Annotated in this window: 15 protein-coding genes; 11 read left to right on the top strand and 4 right to left on the bottom strand. The window is 65.9% G+C overall.

Annotated features, from left to right (window positions below; genetic code table 11):
- Positions 1-103: 103 nt before the first annotated feature.
- On the bottom strand, positions 104-976 hold the full coding sequence (locus EYS21_RS21025; protein ID WP_131135192.1) for an NAD(P)-dependent oxidoreductase: 873 nt from the start codon (positions 974-976) through the stop codon (positions 104-106).
- Positions 977-989: 13 nt separating this feature from the next.
- Positions 990-1568 (bottom strand): adenylate kinase, encoded by a 579-nt coding sequence (locus EYS21_RS21020; RefSeq protein WP_131135191.1) that lies wholly within the window; start codon positions 1566-1568, stop codon positions 990-992.
- 355 nt (positions 1569-1923) lie between these two features.
- Here EYS21_RS21020 and EYS21_RS21015 point away from each other — a divergent pair, with 355 nt between their 5' ends.
- Complete coding sequence (locus EYS21_RS21015; protein ID WP_131135230.1) at positions 1924-2667, top strand: GAF and ANTAR domain-containing protein; 744 nt, start codon at positions 1924-1926, stop codon at positions 2665-2667.
- A gap of 70 nt (positions 2668-2737) precedes the next feature.
- Here EYS21_RS21015 and EYS21_RS21010 read toward each other — a convergent pair whose 3' ends face one another.
- Together EYS21_RS21010 and EYS21_RS21005 are read right to left on the bottom strand one after the other, a co-directional pair.
- Positions 2738-3937 (bottom strand): MFS transporter, encoded by a 1200-nt coding sequence (locus EYS21_RS21010; protein ID WP_165478371.1) that lies wholly within the window; start codon positions 3935-3937, stop codon positions 2738-2740.
- Entirely contained in the window at positions 3934-4776 is an 843-nt protein-coding gene (locus tag EYS21_RS21005; protein WP_131135189.1) for a MurR/RpiR family transcriptional regulator, read from the bottom strand. Before EYS21_RS21005 ends, EYS21_RS21010 begins: the two co-directional genes overlap by 4 nt.
- A gap of 163 nt (positions 4777-4939) precedes the next feature.
- Here EYS21_RS21005 and EYS21_RS21000 point away from each other — a divergent pair, with 163 nt between their 5' ends.
- The 10 genes from EYS21_RS21000 to EYS21_RS20955 all read left to right on the top strand — a co-directional run bounded on the left by EYS21_RS21000 (position 4940) and on the right by EYS21_RS20955 (position 16835).
- Positions 4940-5536: a tripartite tricarboxylate transporter TctB family protein gene (locus tag EYS21_RS21000; RefSeq protein ID WP_131135188.1), complete on the top strand. Its 597-nt coding sequence runs from the start codon at positions 4940-4942 to the stop codon at positions 5534-5536.
- A gap of 2 nt (positions 5537-5538) precedes the next feature.
- Entirely contained in the window at positions 5539-7062 is a 1524-nt protein-coding gene (locus tag EYS21_RS20995) for a tripartite tricarboxylate transporter permease (protein ID WP_131135187.1), read from the top strand.
- A complete protein-coding gene (locus tag EYS21_RS20990; RefSeq protein ID WP_131135186.1) occupies positions 7059-8069 on the top strand; it encodes a tripartite tricarboxylate transporter substrate binding protein in 1011 nt (336 codons plus the stop codon). Before EYS21_RS20995 ends, EYS21_RS20990 begins: the two co-directional genes overlap by 4 nt.
- Positions 8070-8071: 2 nt before the next feature.
- Complete coding sequence (locus EYS21_RS20985) at positions 8072-8710, top strand: methyltransferase (protein WP_131135185.1); 639 nt, start codon at positions 8072-8074, stop codon at positions 8708-8710.
- Positions 8711-8852: 142 nt separating this feature from the next.
- Positions 8853-9830 carry a phosphodiester glycosidase family protein gene (locus EYS21_RS20980; protein WP_131135184.1) on the top strand — a complete coding sequence of 326 codons (978 nt, stop codon included), beginning with the start codon at positions 8853-8855 and terminating at the stop codon, positions 9828-9830.
- 8 nt (positions 9831-9838) lie between these two features.
- Positions 9839-10942, top strand: coding sequence for a bifunctional glycosyltransferase family 2/GtrA family protein (locus EYS21_RS20975; protein WP_131135183.1), 1104 nt, complete (start codon positions 9839-9841; stop codon positions 10940-10942).
- 470 nt (positions 10943-11412) lie between these two features.
- Entirely contained in the window at positions 11413-13104 is a 1692-nt protein-coding gene (locus tag EYS21_RS20970) for a fibronectin type III domain-containing protein (protein WP_131135182.1), read from the top strand.
- Positions 13105-13688: 584 nt separating this feature from the next.
- A complete protein-coding gene (locus EYS21_RS20965) occupies positions 13689-14423 on the top strand; it encodes a DUF4956 domain-containing protein (protein WP_242633545.1) in 735 nt (244 codons plus the stop codon).
- Entirely contained in the window at positions 14420-15208 is a 789-nt protein-coding gene (locus EYS21_RS20960) for a polyphosphate polymerase domain-containing protein (RefSeq protein WP_131135181.1), read from the top strand. Before EYS21_RS20965 ends, EYS21_RS20960 begins: the two co-directional genes overlap by 4 nt.
- Before the next feature lie 34 nt (positions 15209-15242).
- Positions 15243-16835, top strand: a complete 1593-nt coding sequence (locus EYS21_RS20955) for a carbohydrate-binding domain-containing protein (protein ID WP_131135180.1) — start codon at positions 15243-15245, stop codon at positions 16833-16835.
- Positions 16836-16969: the final 134 nt, after the last annotated feature.

Here is a 16969-nt window from a genome sequence, read left to right as displayed (position 1 = left end):
GCGAACCGGAATTTCGCCAATCCTGCGCCAACCCTTTGCCGGTTACGCAAATCCGTGGTTTGCCTTGAGGGAAACGCGCTTTCCGGCCCGCCGCCGTAGGGCCTCAGTCTTCCGTGGGCGTGGTCCTGTTGGGGTGGTAGGTCCGCCAGCTGTGCTCAGGCTCGAAGCCCAGCAGCCTCCTCGCCTTGCCGATGGAGAGCATGGTTTCGTGTTCACCGAGTTCCCTGGTCACCGTGACATTCGGGAACACCTCTGCGGCGAGGCTGGCGCTGGAACGGCTCATGACGGTGTCCGCGTTGGCGATGATGAACGCCTCAAACCCGGGCCGCCCGTTTTCCAGGGCCCGCGCCACGGCCTGGGCTCCGTCGCGGCCGTCAATGTAGCCCCACAAATTCCACTTGCGCTGCCTGGCGTCGGCATCGAATGACGGGAAGCGTTCGTAGTCCGCAGCGTCCATCACGTTGGAGAACCGCAACGCCACGATGCTCAGGTCCGGGTCCCAGCGCGTCAGTTCGATGGCCATCTGCTCCTCGAGGTGCTTGACCAGCGAGTAGGTGCTCTCCGGGCGGGCGGGGTATTCCTCGTCGACCGGGATGTAGGGCGGGTCGACGTCGAACGGCAGTCCCAGCACCGTCTCGCTGGAGGCGTACACCACCCTCTTGATGCCGGCCCTACGGGCCGCCTGGAAGACGTTGTAGGTGGAAAGCATGTTGTTCTCGAAGGTTGCAGCGTCCGGGAGGATGCCGGGCGCGGGGATGGCACCCAGATGGACGACGGCGTCAAAACCCGAGTGCCTGTCGTCCAGTCCCAGCAGCACATCCAGGACCTGGCCGTAGTCGCGCAGGTCCACAATGGCAAGGCCCGGGCTCCTGTCCCCGGCACGGTCCAGATTCAGGACCTGGTGCCCGTCCGCCGTGAGCCTGCGGACCACGTGCCGCCCCAGTTTTCCGCTACCGCCGGTCACTGCAATTCTCATCGGTATTCCTGTCCTAGGTTGCGAGAAACTTCTCGACGGCGGCGATGGCCGCTTCGGTGATTTCGCCCGGGCTCCCGCTGCCGTCTACGGAGACAAGCAGTCCCCGGCCCGCATAAACGGACACTACCTCATGCGTTTCGCGGTGGTAGAGATCTAGCCTCCGGCGAAAGACGTCCACCGTGTCATCCTTGCGGCCCTGGTCCTGGGCGCGCTTCAGCATCCGCTGTTCCAGTTCGGCATCAGGGGCCTGGAGTTCGATGACTGCGTCCACGCGCTGGTCCCGGGCGGCCAGCATGTTGTCCAGTTCGGTAACCTGCGGCGCCGTCCTGGGATAGCCGTCCAGCAGGAAACCCACCTGCACGTCGGCGTCCAGCAGCCTGTCCTTCACCAGGGCGTTAGTCAGGTGGTCGGGCACAAACAGGCCGTCGTCCAGGTATTTGGAGGCCTCCTTGCCCAGCGAAGTTTCCCGGCCGACGTTGTCCCGGAAGATCTCGCCGGTTGAGACGGCGGGGATGTTGAAATGCCGCGCGATGTGTTCGGCCTGGGTGCCTTTGCCGGAGCCGGGCGGACCGATGATGAGCAGTCTGGTCATGTTCTACGTCCCTCTGCGGCGCCATCGCCGCTGGTCTCGGGGTCCGTCGCCGGCAGCGCCAACGCGTGGTTCATTCTGCCCACAGTTGGCAACACAATGCCAGCCTCCGGGAGGGGATCCGGAGGCTGGCATTAGTTTGAAGGGGCGTTGGAGGTGGGTCTGTGCGTAACCGTGCCGTGCGTACCCTCAAGTGACGTTTCCACAGGCCAGGGCGTGTATATACTTCTGGATATCGGTTTAGCAGCAGGCCGTTGGAAAGTTCGTCGATCCAGCGACTTTTACCGCCAGCCGCCGTTTGGGGTTTGGGCGGTATGTTGCCGGCTCGTTTTGACCTGAGCGAATGGCACCAAGAATCGTGGCCAGCGAGTCAACAGCAAAAACCGATACATCCATCACCGAGCACCTGCATGAACTCGTCCTCAACAGCTCCGATGTTGAGGATTTCCTTAACGAGCTCGCCCGCGTATCCGTGCGCGGCCTCTCGGACCTTGACGACGAAGTCCTTTGCAGCATCACCCTGCTGCGGGAGCGCAAGGCAGCCACCGTGGCGAGCAGCGGGCCGGATGCCCAGGCCATCGGCCAGATCGAGTACGAGTGCAGCAACAGCCCCGGCATGGCCGCCTCGCTGGAGCAGTCCGCCATCCACATCCCCGACGTCACAGAGGATGACCGCTGGCCGGAGTACTCTGCGGCCGTCCAGGGGCAGGGGGTCCGCTCGGTCCTTGCCCTGCCGTTCGATCTCGAGGGGGACACGAAGGCCGCCCTCCTGCTGTATTCCCGGCGGCCCAACCGGTTTGATGGCCGCGTCCTCAAGTTCGCGGCGGACTTCGTCAGCCAGACATCCCTCGCCCTCCGCCTCGCGGTGCGTTTCGCGCACTACAGCGAGACGGCTGCCAACCTGAGGGCGACTCTGGAATCCCGCACCGTGATCGACATGGCCGTGGGCATCATCATGGCCCAGAACCGCTGCAGCCAGCTCGACGCTTTCGAGATCCTCAAAACCGCCTCCAGCACCCGCAATTCAAAGCTCCACGACGTGGCCGCAGCGGTGGTCAACTCGCTGGGTCAGGGACCCGCGCGCACACACTACGACGGGTGACGTCCGACGGCGGATAACCCCCGACGGCGGCTGGCCGGCGTCGTACGTTCCGGCAACAGGAAGCCCGGCGTCAGGTGAGGGTATCCGCCCCAGGCGGCTGGCCGGCATCGGACCCTGCCACCACGGCGATGGCTCCCAGGAGCAGCGCGGCGTTGGCCCAGAAGATCCCCAGCACGCCAAGGGGCGCGGCAAAGGAGCCGACGGCGATCGGCAGCGTGATCTGCGCCAGCCGGTTGACCGTCATCCGCAGGCCGAGGACCGCGCCGTGGCTCGACGATGCGGTGAGCGCCACCACCCAGGCCATGGTGAGCGGCTGGGGGATGCCGAGCCCCAGCCCCAGCCCGACCATCACCGCAATGGCGCCGAAGGGGCCCACCAGCGGCAGGGCAGCCAGTGACAGGGCAGCCGCACCGATGGATACGACCAGCATTGCCTTGCGTCCGAAGCGCGCAATCAGCCGGGTGAGGCCCAGCCTGCTCGCGACGGAGACGGCAGCCCGGAGGGCAAGCAGCATCCCCACGACGGCGGCGCTGACTTTCTGCTCGGTGGCCCAGACCGGGACGAACGCGTACATCAGGTCGACAGTCACCAGCACGGCGCCGCTGACCACCAGCGAGCGCCACAGCCCCGGTGCCTTCAGCACACCGGCAACGCTGACGGGCTCAGCGGCTGTCTTGCGCCGGCCCCTGCGAAGGCCGGCGTCGGTCCGCCGCAGGAAGAAGTAGGCAGGAGTGGCCAGGGCGCTGAAGCCCAGGCAGACCAGGAGCCCCAGCGTGGTGTCCGGCGCAGCCCCGTCCGCGATGCCCAGCGAGGCCACGAGCGTGACGGCGGGCGGACCGATGAGCTGGCCGATGGAGGCAGCGGCGGTGAGCGTACCGAACGCACTGTCAGTGGATCCTTCACTGCTGACGTGTGCCACGAATGCCTGCTGGCCCACCATCACCATCAGGTGCCCCAGGCCGATGATGGCGCTGGCAGCCAGCAGGACCGGAAGTCCCCGCACGGCGAGCATGAGCAGAGTACCCGCGGCCGCGGTCAACAGGCCGATGAAGGCCATGGCGGTGCCGCCGAACCTGTCAGCCAGCCTGCCCGCGGGCAGGGCCGTCAGCAGTGCGGGCAGCGCGAAGCTCGACGCCAGGACGCCGAGGAACACGGGGTCGGCGCCTTCGGACAGGGCCCGGTATCCGATGATGAGCCGGATTCCCACCCACGCGGCCTGTGCCAGCACCGCCTGCGCGCTGAGTGCCCGCCGCCATCTGGCGGCGCTCACGCCCGAAGCGGAATTTCGTCCGCTCCGCCCAGCAGGCGGGTCAGGTCCTCGATGCCGTCCCGCGCAGCCCGGTAGCGGGCAGGGTCCAGGTGGAAGACCGCCAACTGCAGGGCATATGCAAGGAGAACGGGGATCAGCTGGGTCCGGTATTCGCCGTCGTCGCCTCGCCTGGCGGTGATGAGGTGGTCGGGGCTGGGGCGGAAATGGTAGCCGGGAACGTCCGAGATCAGGATGCTCTTGCCTCCCCGCCGGGCAGCCTCGGACACCAGCGCACCAAGCTGCATCGGGGCCTCACGCAACGCAAAGCCTATAAGGGTGCTGTTTTCATCGAAGCTGATGAACCGCTCGGCCAGATCCTTCGGGGCAGTCCCCAGCGTCACCGTGGTCAGGCCCAGCCGCCGGAGGCGCCGGGCCATCAGGTCACGGGTGGGCTTCTCGTCGTCCCTCGAGAACAGGTAGATGGTCCGGGATCCGTGCACGGTCCTGGCGGCCGCGTTCAGGTCTTCCTGGGAAACAAAGTGCGGCAGCCGCTTCAGGGCGACGATCTCATCTGCCACGAACGCGGACAGGTCGTAGCCGGTATCCCCGCGCATGATGCCGCCATGCTGCTCATGGACCTCAGTCTCGTCCTTGCGCAGGTCATTGCGCAGGTCCGGGTAGCCGCGGTAGCCCAGCTTCTTCGCCAGCCGCACAACGGTTGATTCGTGGGTCTTGGCCCGGTCCGCAACCTCCGCGGCGGGAATCCCTGACATGTAATCGCCCATAAGGACGTTCATGACGCGCTCCTCCGAGGCGCTGAGCTGGACCGTGCTGCTGGCCACTACTGCTTTAAAACCCACTCTGGCTCTCCTTTGAGGTTCCCTGAGGTTCCCGCTTGAAACACTGTGATGCTTGACACTCTCTCACGGACATGCAATCCTGTGCAAGGTTGCAAGATTGCTTTACAGCTAATCCTGCTCCCACTATTTTCTCCACTTTGCCGCAGAGAGGCGGACAACGAAGATGCAAACCCTCAACGCACCTGTTGCGCTTGAATGGACGGTGGCCGCAGCGGCCGTCGCCGGGGGCCTGACCATGGCTGTGGTCGGCGCCGGCTACGGGCTGACGAACACCTCCGGTGTGGGGGCCGGGTTCTTTCCCACCGTCGCCGGCACGCTTATGGCGCTGGCCGGGGTCCTCTGGGCCCTCCAGCTGGTTGCGGCGCGCCGGACATCCGTCCCGGCACCTGTCACCGGCGACACCGTCGAGTCACTGCCGCCGCACCACGAGTCGGAATCCGCACTGGTATCCCTGCTTGATGATGACAACAGCGACGAGCCGGACTCCCCGGATTTCCCGGACCGCCAGGGGTGGGCACGTGTGGGGATCATCTCCGGCGCCATCCTCCTCGCCGCCCTGCTCCTCCCCCTGCTCGGCTACACCGTGGTGATGACGCTGATGCTGGGAACCATCCTGTTCTTCGTCAGCAAGCGGAAACTCTGGATGGCCGCCCTGGTGGCCGTCGGCTCCGCCCTGGCGTCACGGCTGGTCTTTGAGGTCTGGCTGGGAACGGCCCTGCCGACGGCCAGCATCGACTTCCTCGCAGGACTGGGGCTGTAACCATGGGATTTGATCAGCTCCTGGGTGGCCTGGCCACCGTTTTTACCCCCGAACACCTCCTGTTCGCGCTGCTGGGCTGTGTCCTGGGCATGCTCGTGGGTGTGCTCCCGGGCTTCGGTCCGGCTGCCGCCGTCTCACTCCTCATCCCGGTCACGTTCGGCCTGGACGCCACTTCCGCGATCATCATGCTGGCCGCCATCCTCTACGGCGCGGCCTACGGCGGAACCACGACGGCGGTGCTGCTGCGGATTCCCGGCGAGGCCTCCTCGATCGCCACCACGCTCGACGGCTACCAGATGGCCAAACAGGGACGCGGCGGTCCCGCCCTGGTGATCGCGGCCCTTGCTTCCTTCGTCGGCGGCCTGGTCGGTGTCATCGGCTTTGTGGTGGTGGCACCGTTCAGCCGGCTGGCACTGGAATTCGGCGCACCGGAACTGTTTCTGGTCTCCCTCCTGGGCTTCGCCCTGATCACGTCCTTCGCCGGCTCCAACCCCGCCAAGGCCCTGCTCAGCGCGGCGGCCGGACTGGGCATCGCCACCGTCGGCGTGGATTCCGGCGTCGGCATTGCCCGCTTCACCTTTGACATGCCGGAACTGTTCGACGGCCTGGGACTGGTGGCCATCGTGATGGGCGTCTTTGGCCTCAGCGAAGTCCTCGGCCAGGCACAGAAAGGTCCGCTGGGTGTTCCGAGCCCGCTCAAGGTCGCCCGACTCCTGCCCACCCGCACCGACCTGCAGCGCTCGGCCTTCCCGTCCCTGCGTGGATCACTGATCGGCTTCTTTATGGGCCTCCTGCCCGGCTCCCCCGGCGCGGCGACATCGCTGGCCTCCTACGCCGCGGAAAAGCGGATCTCCAGGCGCAGCAAGGAATTCGGCAAGGGCGCCGTGGAAGGCATCGCCGGTCCGGAAGCAGCGAACAACGCCCTGGCCGTCTCGTCCATGATCCCGCTGTTCACGCTGGGCATCCCCACCTCCGCGACGGTGGCCATCATGGCGGGCGCGTTCACCATGAACGGCCTGATCCCCGGGCCCCTGCTGTTCCGCGACAACCCCGACGTTGCCTGGGCCATCATCGCCAGCCTCATCGTGGGCAACCTGATCCTGCTGGTACTCAACGTCCCGCTGGCCCGGGTCTGGATTGCCGTCCTGAAGGTCCCGTTCCACTACCTCATGGCCGCCATCCTGGCGTTTATGTTCCTGGGCACCTACTCCATCAACGGCAGTGCCTTCGACATCCTCATCATGCTGGGCGCCGGCCTCCTGGGCTACATCTTCCAGCTGGTCAAGGTGCCGCTCACCCCGCTCGTCCTGGGACTCATCCTGGGCCCGCTGCTGGAAGAGAACTTCCAGCGCTCCCTGGCGCTGTCCCGCGGCGACTACAACGTGTTCCTGCAGGGCCCCATCAGCCTCACGCTGATCGGTGTGATTGTCCTGGCCATCCTGTTCGGCGCAGTCCGCCCCCTCATTGCTTCCATGCTGAAGAAAAAGACCATCACCCCCATCGCACCAAAGGAGCTTGCGAAATGAAAAAACTCACCGCACTGACCACCACCGCACTGGCCGCGTCAGTTGCCCTGGCCCTCACAGGCTGCGGCGGACAGGCCGGCAGCACCACCAGCACCGCTGCCGTGGACTTCCCGAAGGCAGGCGCCACCATCGAGTGGATCGTCCCTTCGGCCGCCGGCGCCGGCAACGACATCCTCGCCCGCATCGTGGCACCGGCCATGCAGGAGGACCTGGGCGCCAACATCAAGGTGGTCAACAAGGAGGGCGGCAGCCAGGTGGTGGGCCTGAACTACGTGGCCCAGTCCAAGGCGGACGGCCTGACGTTCGGCTACACCAACATCCCCTCCATCCTGGGCCGCTACCTGGACCCGTCCAAGAAGGCGGCGTTTGACCGGAGCAGCTTCACGCCCATCGGTTCCTTCGCCACGAACTCCGTGGTGATCGGCGTCAACAAGGACAGCAAGTACAAGTCCCTTAAGGAACTGTTCGACGCCGTCAAGGCAGAACCCGGCAAGATCACGGTGGGCACCGACTCACGCGCCGGTGACGACCACATCAACCTGCGCCTGCTGGAGAACCAGTTGGGCCTGGATTTCAACATCGTGCATTACAACAGCGGCGCGGACAAAGTGGCCGCCATCGTGTCCGGCGAGGTGGACTTCGCGCTCGGCGGTGTGTCCAGCTTCTTCGGCCAGTACAAGTCCGGCGACATCAAGCTCCTGACGGTCATCGAGGACAACACCAGCCCGTTCGTTCCGGATGTGCCCACCATGAAGAGCGCCGGCTACGACGTCAAGCCCATGGCCAGCAACTTCGCCCTCTCCGTCCCGTCCAAGACGCCCAAGGAAGTTGTGGCGAAGCTCGAGTCGTCGCTGAAGAAGGCCGCCGAGACTGCCGCCGTGCAGGAAAAGCTCAAGGGTGCGGCCACGCAGCCCACCTGGGTCCCGGCCGCCGAGGTCAGCAAGATGTGGGAAGAGCGCGAAACCCTGATCAAGCCGGTCATCGACGAACTCCTCAAGCAGCAGTAACCATGGACACCATCGGAAAGGCCGGCGACACGATGCAGGCAGAACACACTTCTTCCCTCTCCACAGCTGAGCTGGTGCGCCGCCTGGCGGCCATCCCGGCAGCGAATCTCGGCGACGCGCAGGAACGCATCGGCGTGGCATCGGCCCTGTCGCCATCCTGGCCGGGGGCCAAGCTGGCCGGACCTGCCTACACGGTGTGGACCCGTCCGGGCGACAACCTCTACATCCACAAGGCGCTCGACGAAGCCCAGCCGGGCGACGTGATCGTGGTCAACGGCGGCGGGGACCAGTCCCGTGCCCTGATAGGCGACATGATCGGCCTCCGCGCCAAGAACATGGGCCTGGCCGGCTTTGTGATCGACGGCGCCGTCCGCGACGCCGATGCCCTGGCGGACTGCGGACTGCCGGTCTTCGCCCGCTCGGTCACCCCTGCCGGACCCTACAAGTTCGGCCCCGGCCGGCTGCAGCTCCCGGTGGCGATTGACGGCGTCGTGGTTGCCCCGGGCGACATCGTGGTGGCGGACGCCGACGGCGTTGTGGTGGTCCGGCGCGACGAAGCGGAACAGGTCCTGGCAGAGGCGGAAAAGATCGAGGCGAAGGAAGCGGCCAAGCGCATCGCGTTCGAGGGCGCCTCCGTCTGACCCGCTGACACCATTTTGGATAACGCATGGCCGGCTCAACCACGGTTGGGCCGGCCATTGCGCTGCCCGGGCCACACCCTTTCACAGGCTCAGCACATCCTCGGCAAATCGAAGCGATAGCTTGGCTGCCTAGAAATGATGCATGACTCCTCTCAAGAACACACAACGCAAGGGCAGCCGGGTCCGGCGCGCCGTCCTCGCCGGGGCCGTGGCCTTTACGCTTTCGGCAGGAGGTGCCACGGCCTGGGCCCTGGACCGCTTTGTGATCCAGCACGTGGAGATCTCGGATGTCTCCGCCTACCAGGCCAGCCAATCGGGGACCAGCCAAAGCACGACGGCGGACACCACCTCGGATTCCACCACGGCCGTCACCACCGACACCTCGTACGTCTCGGACAGCTCGAACATCAGCATCTCCACGGTGACCACCGGCAGCGGCGACAGCACCGTCACCTACTACGTCGCCGACGTCGTCCTCGACGACGCCACCACCCTCCAGTCCGCCTTCGCCAACAACAGCTTCGGCGAGAACATCACCGAAACCACGTCCGCCATCGCAGAGGCCAACAACGCCGTCTTCGCCATCAACGGCGACTATTACGGCTTCCGCGACACCGGCATCGTGATCCGCAACGGCGTGGTGTTCCGCGACGAAGGCGCCCGCCAGGGCCTGGCCTTCTACCGCGACGGCACCGTGAAGGTCTACGACGAAACCACCACCACCGCTGAGCAGCTCTTGGCCGACGGCGTCTGGAATACCCTCTCGTTCGGCCCGTCCCTCCTGGACAACGGCGAGGTGGCCGATGGCATCGAGGACGTGGAGGTGGACACCAACTTCGGCAACCACTCCATCCAGGGCGAACAGCCGCGCACCGCCGTCGGGATCATCGACGAAAACCACCTGGTGTTTGTGGTGGTGGACGGCCGCAGCCCCGGCTACAGCGCCGGCGTCACCATGACCGGGCTGGCGGAAATCATGCAGGGCCTCGGCGCCACCACCGCGTACAACATCGACGGCGGCGGATCCTCCACCATGTACTTCAACGGCGGACTGGTCAACAACCCGCTGGGTGAGAACAAAGAACGCGGCACCTCCGACATCCTCTACATCGCGGAGTAGGGCCGGCCATGATCATCCTGATCCCGGCCTACGAGCCGGACCAGCAGCTGCCCGCCCTGATCCGATCCATCCGCGATGCCGAGCCGTGGGCCACGGTGGTGGTGGTTGATGACGGCAGCGGCCCCGCCTACAAGGACGTGTTCGACGGCGTCAAGGCACTCGGGTGCCACGTCATCGGGTACGCCCGCAACCGGGGAAAAGGCTTCGCGCTGAAGACCGGGTTCGGGTTCATCGCGGACCATCTGCCGGGCCGCAACGTTGTCTGTGCGGACAGCGACGGCCAGCACACCATCGTGGACATCCTTCGCGTCGCGGCGGCGGTGCAGGCCGGCTCGCCGGCCATGGTGCTGGGAACCCGGAACTTCACCGGCAACGTCCCCGCCCGCAGCAAATTCGGCAACACCGCCACCCGGCTGCTGTTCACCCTGGCCACCGGCGAGCGCATTTCCGACACCCAGACGGGCCTCCGCGGCTACCCGGCAGCCATGCTCCCGTGGCTGCGCTCTGTCCGCGGCGAGCGGTACGAGTACGAACTGAACCTGCTGCTGGAAGCCAAACAGGCCGGCTACGCCATCTCGACCGTGGACATCGCCACTGTCTACCTGGACCACAACTCGGGGTCGCACTTCCGGCCGCTGGCGGACTCCGTGCGGATCTATGCCCCGCTGCTGAAGTTCCTCGCCTCGTCCTTCACGGCGTTCCTCGTGGACACCGTGGTGTTCCTGCTGCTGACCCTGGTCACCGACTCGCTGCTGGTTGCCGTAGTGGGCGCCCGGGCCGTGAGTTCGGCGGTGAACTTCCTCGTCAACCGGCGCGTCGTGTTCGAACACGGCCGGGACCGGCCCGCCGCCGCTGCCGGCCTGCGCTACTTCAGCCTGGTGATCGTCCTGCTGGCCGCCAACTACGGCCTGCTCTATGCCCTGGACGCCCTTTCCGTGGCGGCCCTGCCGGCGAAAATCCTTGCGGAAATTACCCTTCTGGCCGTCAGTTACGTGGTGCAGCAGCGGTTTCTCTTTTCCCGGCGCACGGGCAAAGCGGTGCACGGGAGTGCAGAGTGTCAGACTCTGGACCTCGGACGCAGCGGATGTCTCCGATGGCGTCAAATGACCTGAATGCCCCAGCCTGGAAACCCGGCAAAACTTCCTGTGGCTTCACTCTTAGTTCCACCACCCCAGGGACATGGAGGCCTGGCTGTCACAGACACGGCCACGCGACGCCAAAGCCTCGGCGTAAAGGTCAGTCTGCCCCTTGATACTGATGGAATGACAATTGCGGACCCTCGTAGGGCCGGGACCGCCACGGGAAAAATTATCCAACGGAGTCAGTTATGCATATGAGATCGATGTATATCAAACGACCCGCGCGCACAGTATTAGCCATACTCCTCGTGGCTAGCACCGCACTCGGCGCCCCCGCTCCAGCCGTGGCCGATACCCCCAGCCCCGTCACCTGCGACGGTTATCCCGAAAAGCGTCACTTCGTTGATTCCCAGTCCTGGTGGTTGCCCACCGAGGGCGCGACTCCTGCCGGTACGGACCACGGTCATATCCACGTGGGGGCGTGTATCCCCGAACGTGAAACCATGACCGGACCATTTAGGCTCGACATCCGCATGGTTTTACATGATCCCGGCCTCCAAAAGGTCAATACCGGCAGTACCTCCACGCCATACGTGTCGGTTGTCATGAAAGATAGCTCGATCGAGAAGACGCAGTCCAAGCTCTACCAAACAGGCTGGACGTGTTCCACTCCAGGGACATGCACCCGTTGGGGCCAGGTTACGGTCGACCCAGCCATTTTCACGACCGATGGTCTCAAGGAAACGCGCCTGCGCTTCTTCTCTGATGTCAAAGACCCTGCTGCCAACGGGACGACAAGCACCGCCCGCATGACCGCCAGCCTCAATTTTCAGTACTACGTCGACCTCTCGCCCACCCGCACTGTCAAGGACATCTCCCGCGATCCCTACTTGCGTGGTAAGGGATGGTATTCAGCGCCAGGCAACGATCTGGCGGTAGGCGGCTACTGTGAAGCCGACCTCATGACCGTTCCAGTTCCTGATACTCCCATCAGCGGCACATGGTCACCCGCCGTCAAGATGGTTTGGCACGGCGATGCCGGCGACCCGCCCGTCACGGCCCATGAAGTCCGCATCGACCCAGATTTCCATAACAACATTCCCGGTACAATCATCCGTCAGGCGAGCGGAGAGTACGATGCCCCGATCGGTATCGACACCAGGCAGCTGACCAATGGCAGGCACACGCTGTTCCTGCGCGCCGAATGCAACGACCAGTACGGCCGTAACTCCACCAGCTCGGGCGTCCTGATCGTGAAATTTGACGTCGACAACGGCGCCGGCGCCGGCGCCGACACCAACGCCCCGAGCACCCCAGCCAACCTGGCCTCAACATCGCGCACCGTGAACACGGTTGCCCTGGCCTGGGATGCCTCTACCGATCATGTCGGCGTCACCGGCTACAGGGTTTACCGCAACGGCACACAAATTGCCGATCAACCGGGCCGCACCTATACCGACTCCGGCCTATCGCCCGCCACGGCATACACATACACGGTCAGGGCTTACGACGCCGCCACGAACCTCTCAAACCCGTCGACAAGTCTCACCGTCACCACCAATGCTCAAACAAGCGGCATCCAGCGCCAAGGCATGAGCACCGTGGTAAACACCACGAGTACCACGAGCCACACGATTACCAAGCCCGCTTCGGCCGCGGCAGGCCAGGTCTGTGTCGCCTCATTGGCGCTCAACGGCTCGACCGTTTCAGCGGCCCCGACCGGCTGGACCCAGTTTGCCGCAATTACGTCGATCTCCAACCCGCATCTGTATGGCTACTACCACGTTATGGGTGCGTCCGAACCTGCCAGCTACACCTGGACCACGGCAGGGTCGGTCGCCAGCGGTGGCGGCATCAGCTGCTACTCCGGAGTGAACACCACAACGCCGTTGGACACAACAGCCTCGGTAGCCGCGTCTGCCACCGCTGCCTCCACGGGCTCGGTTGCTGGAGTCACCACAACGACCGCCGGAGCGATGCTCGTCGGCGCAATCGCCATCAACTCAAGCAATACCACTATCGTCATCGCTGGCCCGTCAGGCATGGCGGAAGTGTATGACCTCGGTGGTAAGCGCACTGAGCTTGACGATGGCCTTCAGGCAGCCGCCGGTTCCTCGGGCAGCAAGTCCTGGACCTGGAGCAGCGGTTCGGCGCGCGAATGGGCCGGGTGGCTCGTCGCCCTCCGCGCTCAATAACCCCAGCGCCACAGCCAGTGGGCAATCGGGGCTACGGGTGAGCGTCGGCTCCTCGAAGCCTTCACAAGCGCGACCACCGCAGCGAGGGCAAACACGGCGTGGAGCCTGAGCCCTCCATCTGCAAACAGCAGCGCCGGACCGAGGGACCGCGCGAGGGCGCAGCACCCTTGTCTTGTCAGTAACCGGCGCTGAAGGCGGCATCGTCGATGTTGAAGGGATCCGCTTCTCCGGAACGAACTGCATGTGTCCTATGGCGCCGTCACGGCGATCGTAGCAATCGAGGACGCGACGTCCGTATCAGCGATGGCGGCAATTCCGTTGCCCGCCAGGCTCGACCCGACATGTCTTCGCTCGCCTGCCCTGCTGGTGCCATGCTTCCGCCGCCGTATGCTCCGTGGGCGGATTAGATGAAGCCGATCGCTGCCACCGCGTGCCACAAGGAACGGCGGTTGCATGATCCCTGGAACCAGCAGCCTTGACGATCCAGTCGGCACTCATATTCCTGCCTAGGTCCCGTCACAGCACCTGCACAGTTTGGCCGTGGATCGTAAGGAACAGCCCACCAACAGATTCCGGAGAATCCGATGACTTCCCTTATTTTTATTGCCGCAGACCTGGCGGCCATCAGCATCCTCACGTTCGTCCTCTACCTGCGCCGCCACCGCCGCCGCGACCTGGTGGTGTCCTACCTGGGCATGAACGTGGGAGTCCTGGCTGTGGCCACCGCACTTTCCGGCTCCGCCGCCGGACTCGGCCTGGGACTTGGCCTCTTCGGTGTCCTGTCCATCATCCGGCTCCGCTCCACCGAGCTGTCCCAGCACGAGGTGGCCTACTACTTCTCGGCCCTGGCACTCGGCCTCATCGCCGGCCTCGGCATCGAGCCGATCTGGCTCACCGCGTCGCTGATGGGCCTGATCCTGCTGGTGATGTTCGTCGGTGACCACCCCCGCGTCCTGCCCGCCCACCGGCACCAGACGGTGATCCTGGACCGGGCCCTGGCCGAGGACGGCGAACTGTACGCCCGGCTCGAGGAAGTCCTGCACGGCAAGGTCCACTCCGCCACCATCCAGGAACTCGACCTGGTCAACGACAAAACGATCGTGGACGTCCGCTACGCCTACAACCCCCACCCCGCCGCCGTAACCTACCTTCCGACGGCGGCACCCCGGCACGCAGAACCGGCACCTTACGCGTCATCCCGGCCGCTGCCGCCGGTACCCGCACCTGTGGTGACAGCCGGTGCCGACGGAACCGAACCGGCGTCGTCCTCCCCCGTCCACGCCTCGGACCCCGTCCACGCCTCAGCAGGTGCGGCATGAGCGCCCCAGCAGGTGCCGGCGTCGTGAACAGCCTGAGCGGACTGCCGGCCGTGGGGCTGGACGAACTGAACGCCGAAGCCGCGCTGCAGACCCGGGTGGACCGCAAATACGTGGTCCCCGAGGACCTGGCGCAGGAGCTCCTGGCCACGTTCGACGCCGAGGTCCGGGTCCTGGAGATGGACGGCTCCCGCTGCTTCGCCTACGACTCCGTCTACTTCGACACCGCGCAGCTGGACAGCTACCTCCTGGCCGCGCACGGCCGCCGGCGCCGCTACAAGGTCCGCACCAGGACGTATGTGGACAGCGCCATCAGCTTCCTCGAGGTCAAAACCGAAGGCGCCCGCGAAGCCACCGTCAAGGAACGTATCCCCTACGAGCTCTCGGACCGGTCCCGGCTGACGGCGGAAGGCCTGGACTACGTCCACGAAACCCTTGCGACGGCGGTGGGCGGAGCGCCCGCCGCACCCCTCGGGCCGGTCCTGGAAACCCGCTACCACCGCACCACGCTCTACCTGCCGGAATCCGGCAGCCGGGCCACCATCGACACCAACGTCACCTGGCAGCGCCCCGGCGAACACGCCTGGGTCCTGGACGGCGCGGTGATCCTCGAAACCAAGTCCGGCTCAGCGTCAGGCCCGCTGGACCGGCACCTCTGGGCCAACGGAGTCCGGCCCTCCAGGATCTCCAAGTTCGCCACCGGCATGGCGGCGCTCTGCCCGGACCTGCCCGCCAACCGCTGGAACCGCACCCTCCGCCGCACCATGAACCTCCGCCCCGCCGCCTGACCCACCTCCCCCACAGATTTCGAAGGAACACACCATGAAACGCTTCCGCACCGCTCTTTCCGTCACCGCCCTCGCCCTGGCCGTGGGCCTGGCCGGCTGCTCCGCCGCCGGCACCAGCACCGGAACGTCCATTACCGGGACGTCCGCCAACTCGTCCGCCACCTCCGGGACCGCCCAGGCCGCCGTCTCCCTGGACACCCTCGCCGCTGACACGCACTACGACGCCGATGACCTCACCTGGGATGCGGCCTCCGAAGTAGCCGTGACCCTGGCGGACGGTGCCAGCAGTGTAGCCGCCGGCACGTCGTCGGACGCGGTAAAGGTCGACGGCGACACCGTCACCATCAGCGCGGCCGGCACCTACCGCCTGAGCGGTTCGCTGTCCGACGGCCAGGTGGTAGTGGCCGCCGGCGAGGAAGACGTGGTGCGCATCATCCTGGACGGCGCCGAGATCTCCAGCTCCACCGGCTCGCCGTTTGTGGTGCAGAGCGCCAACGAGGCCATCGTGTTCCTGGAGGACGGCACGTCCAACTCCCTGAGCGACGCCTCCGCCTACACGGACACCGCTGAGGACGCCCCGAACGCGGCCCTCTACTCCCAGGCCGATCTCACCATCGCCGGCACCGGCTCGCTGGCCGTTGACGGCAACTTCAACGACGGCATCTCCTCCAAGGACGGCCTGGTGCTGGCCGCCGGCAACGTCACCGTGGGCGCCACGGACGACGGGATCGTGGGCAAGGACTACGCGGTACTGCTCGACGGTGCCTACCAGGTCACCGCCGGCGACGACGGCTTCAAGTCGGACAACGAGGAGGACGAAGGCCGCGGCTGGGTCCTCATCAACGGCGGAACCCTGAACGTCAGCGCGGGTGACGACGGCATCAAAGCCTTCAACACCCTCACCATCGCCGCCGGCGTCACCACCGTGGCAAAGTCCGAGGAAGGCCTCGAAGCCCAGCACATCGTGATGTCCGGCGGCACGGCCAACGTCACCGCGAACGACGACGGCGTGAACGCCTCAGGCGGGGCCTCCACGTCCACCTCGGCCCAGGGCGGGATGGGCGGCGGCGGCGGCGAAATGGCTGTGGGCGACTACACCGTGGAAATCACCGGCGGCTCGCTGACCATCAACGCGCAGGGCGACGGGCTGGACTCCAACGGCAACGCCAGCATCTCCGGCGGCACCGTGGTGGTCAACGGCCCCACCAACTCCGGCAACGGGGCCCTGGACGTCAACGGCGAACTGACCGTCACCGGCGGCACCGTGGCGGCGGCCGGCAGCGTGGGCATGGTGGTCACCCCGGGCACCTCCTCGACTCAGTCCGGCGTGCAGGTCACGCTCGGCTCGGCTGTCCCGGCCGGCACGGTGGTGCAGATCGCCGATTCCGCAGGCAACGTGGTGAGTGCCTTCGTAACCACCAAGGCCACCGCGTCCCTGGTGTTCTCCTCGGCCGCGATCACTGACGGCGAGGTGTACACGGTCTACACCGGCGGCACCGCCACGGTCAGCGCCGGCGTCGGCGAAGGTTCCCTGGACGGGGCCAAAGAGGTCGGCACCGTGACGGGCGGCGAGTACACCGCGTCCGAGGGCCCGGGCGGCGGGGGCGGCTTCGGCGGCCGCCGCTAACCCTGGCACGCTCGTTACCTTTTTCGTAGCCCGTTCCTGTTGCAGGATATGGGTGTGCTGGCCTGCCGGTCCCGGCATGATTGAGACGCTCTGTTGGTCATGATCTTGAGAGTGTTGTCACCGGGGCGGGCAGG

Source organism: Arthrobacter sp. S39 (assembly GCF_004320525.1).
GTDB lineage: Bacteria > Actinomycetota > Actinomycetes > Actinomycetales > Micrococcaceae > Arthrobacter.
Note: the sequence above shows the minus strand (reverse complement) of the source record. Positions and strands in the feature narration are given on the sequence as shown.

What these genes read in the sequence shown, in the direction of transcription:
- EYS21_RS21025 (WP_131135192.1), bottom strand. Translation starts at nt 976, where the DNA reads ATGAGAATTGCAGTGACCGGCGGTAGCGGAAAACTGGGGCGGCACGTG.
- EYS21_RS21020 (WP_131135191.1), bottom strand. Translation starts at nt 1,568, where the DNA reads ATGACCAGACTGCTCATCATCGGTCCGCCCGGCTCCGGCAAAGGCACC.
- EYS21_RS21000 (WP_131135188.1), top strand. Translation starts at nt 4,940, where the DNA reads ATGCAAACCCTCAACGCACCTGTTGCGCTTGAATGGACGGTGGCCGCA.
- EYS21_RS20995 (WP_131135187.1), top strand. Translation starts at nt 5,539, where the DNA reads ATGGGATTTGATCAGCTCCTGGGTGGCCTGGCCACCGTTTTTACCCCC.
- EYS21_RS20990 (WP_131135186.1), top strand. Translation starts at nt 7,059, where the DNA reads ATGAAAAAACTCACCGCACTGACCACCACCGCACTGGCCGCGTCAGTT.
- EYS21_RS20985 (WP_131135185.1), top strand. Translation starts at nt 8,072, where the DNA reads ATGGACACCATCGGAAAGGCCGGCGACACGATGCAGGCAGAACACACT.
- EYS21_RS20980 (WP_131135184.1), top strand. Translation starts at nt 8,853, where the DNA reads ATGACTCCTCTCAAGAACACACAACGCAAGGGCAGCCGGGTCCGGCGC.
- EYS21_RS20975 (WP_131135183.1), top strand. Translation starts at nt 9,839, where the DNA reads ATGATCATCCTGATCCCGGCCTACGAGCCGGACCAGCAGCTGCCCGCC.
- EYS21_RS20970 (WP_131135182.1), top strand. Translation starts at nt 11,413, where the DNA reads ATGACCGGACCATTTAGGCTCGACATCCGCATGGTTTTACATGATCCC.
- EYS21_RS20965 (WP_242633545.1), top strand. Translation starts at nt 13,689, where the DNA reads ATGACTTCCCTTATTTTTATTGCCGCAGACCTGGCGGCCATCAGCATC.
- EYS21_RS20960 (WP_131135181.1), top strand. Translation starts at nt 14,420, where the DNA reads ATGAGCGCCCCAGCAGGTGCCGGCGTCGTGAACAGCCTGAGCGGACTG.
- EYS21_RS20955 (WP_131135180.1), top strand. Translation starts at nt 15,243, where the DNA reads ATGAAACGCTTCCGCACCGCTCTTTCCGTCACCGCCCTCGCCCTGGCC.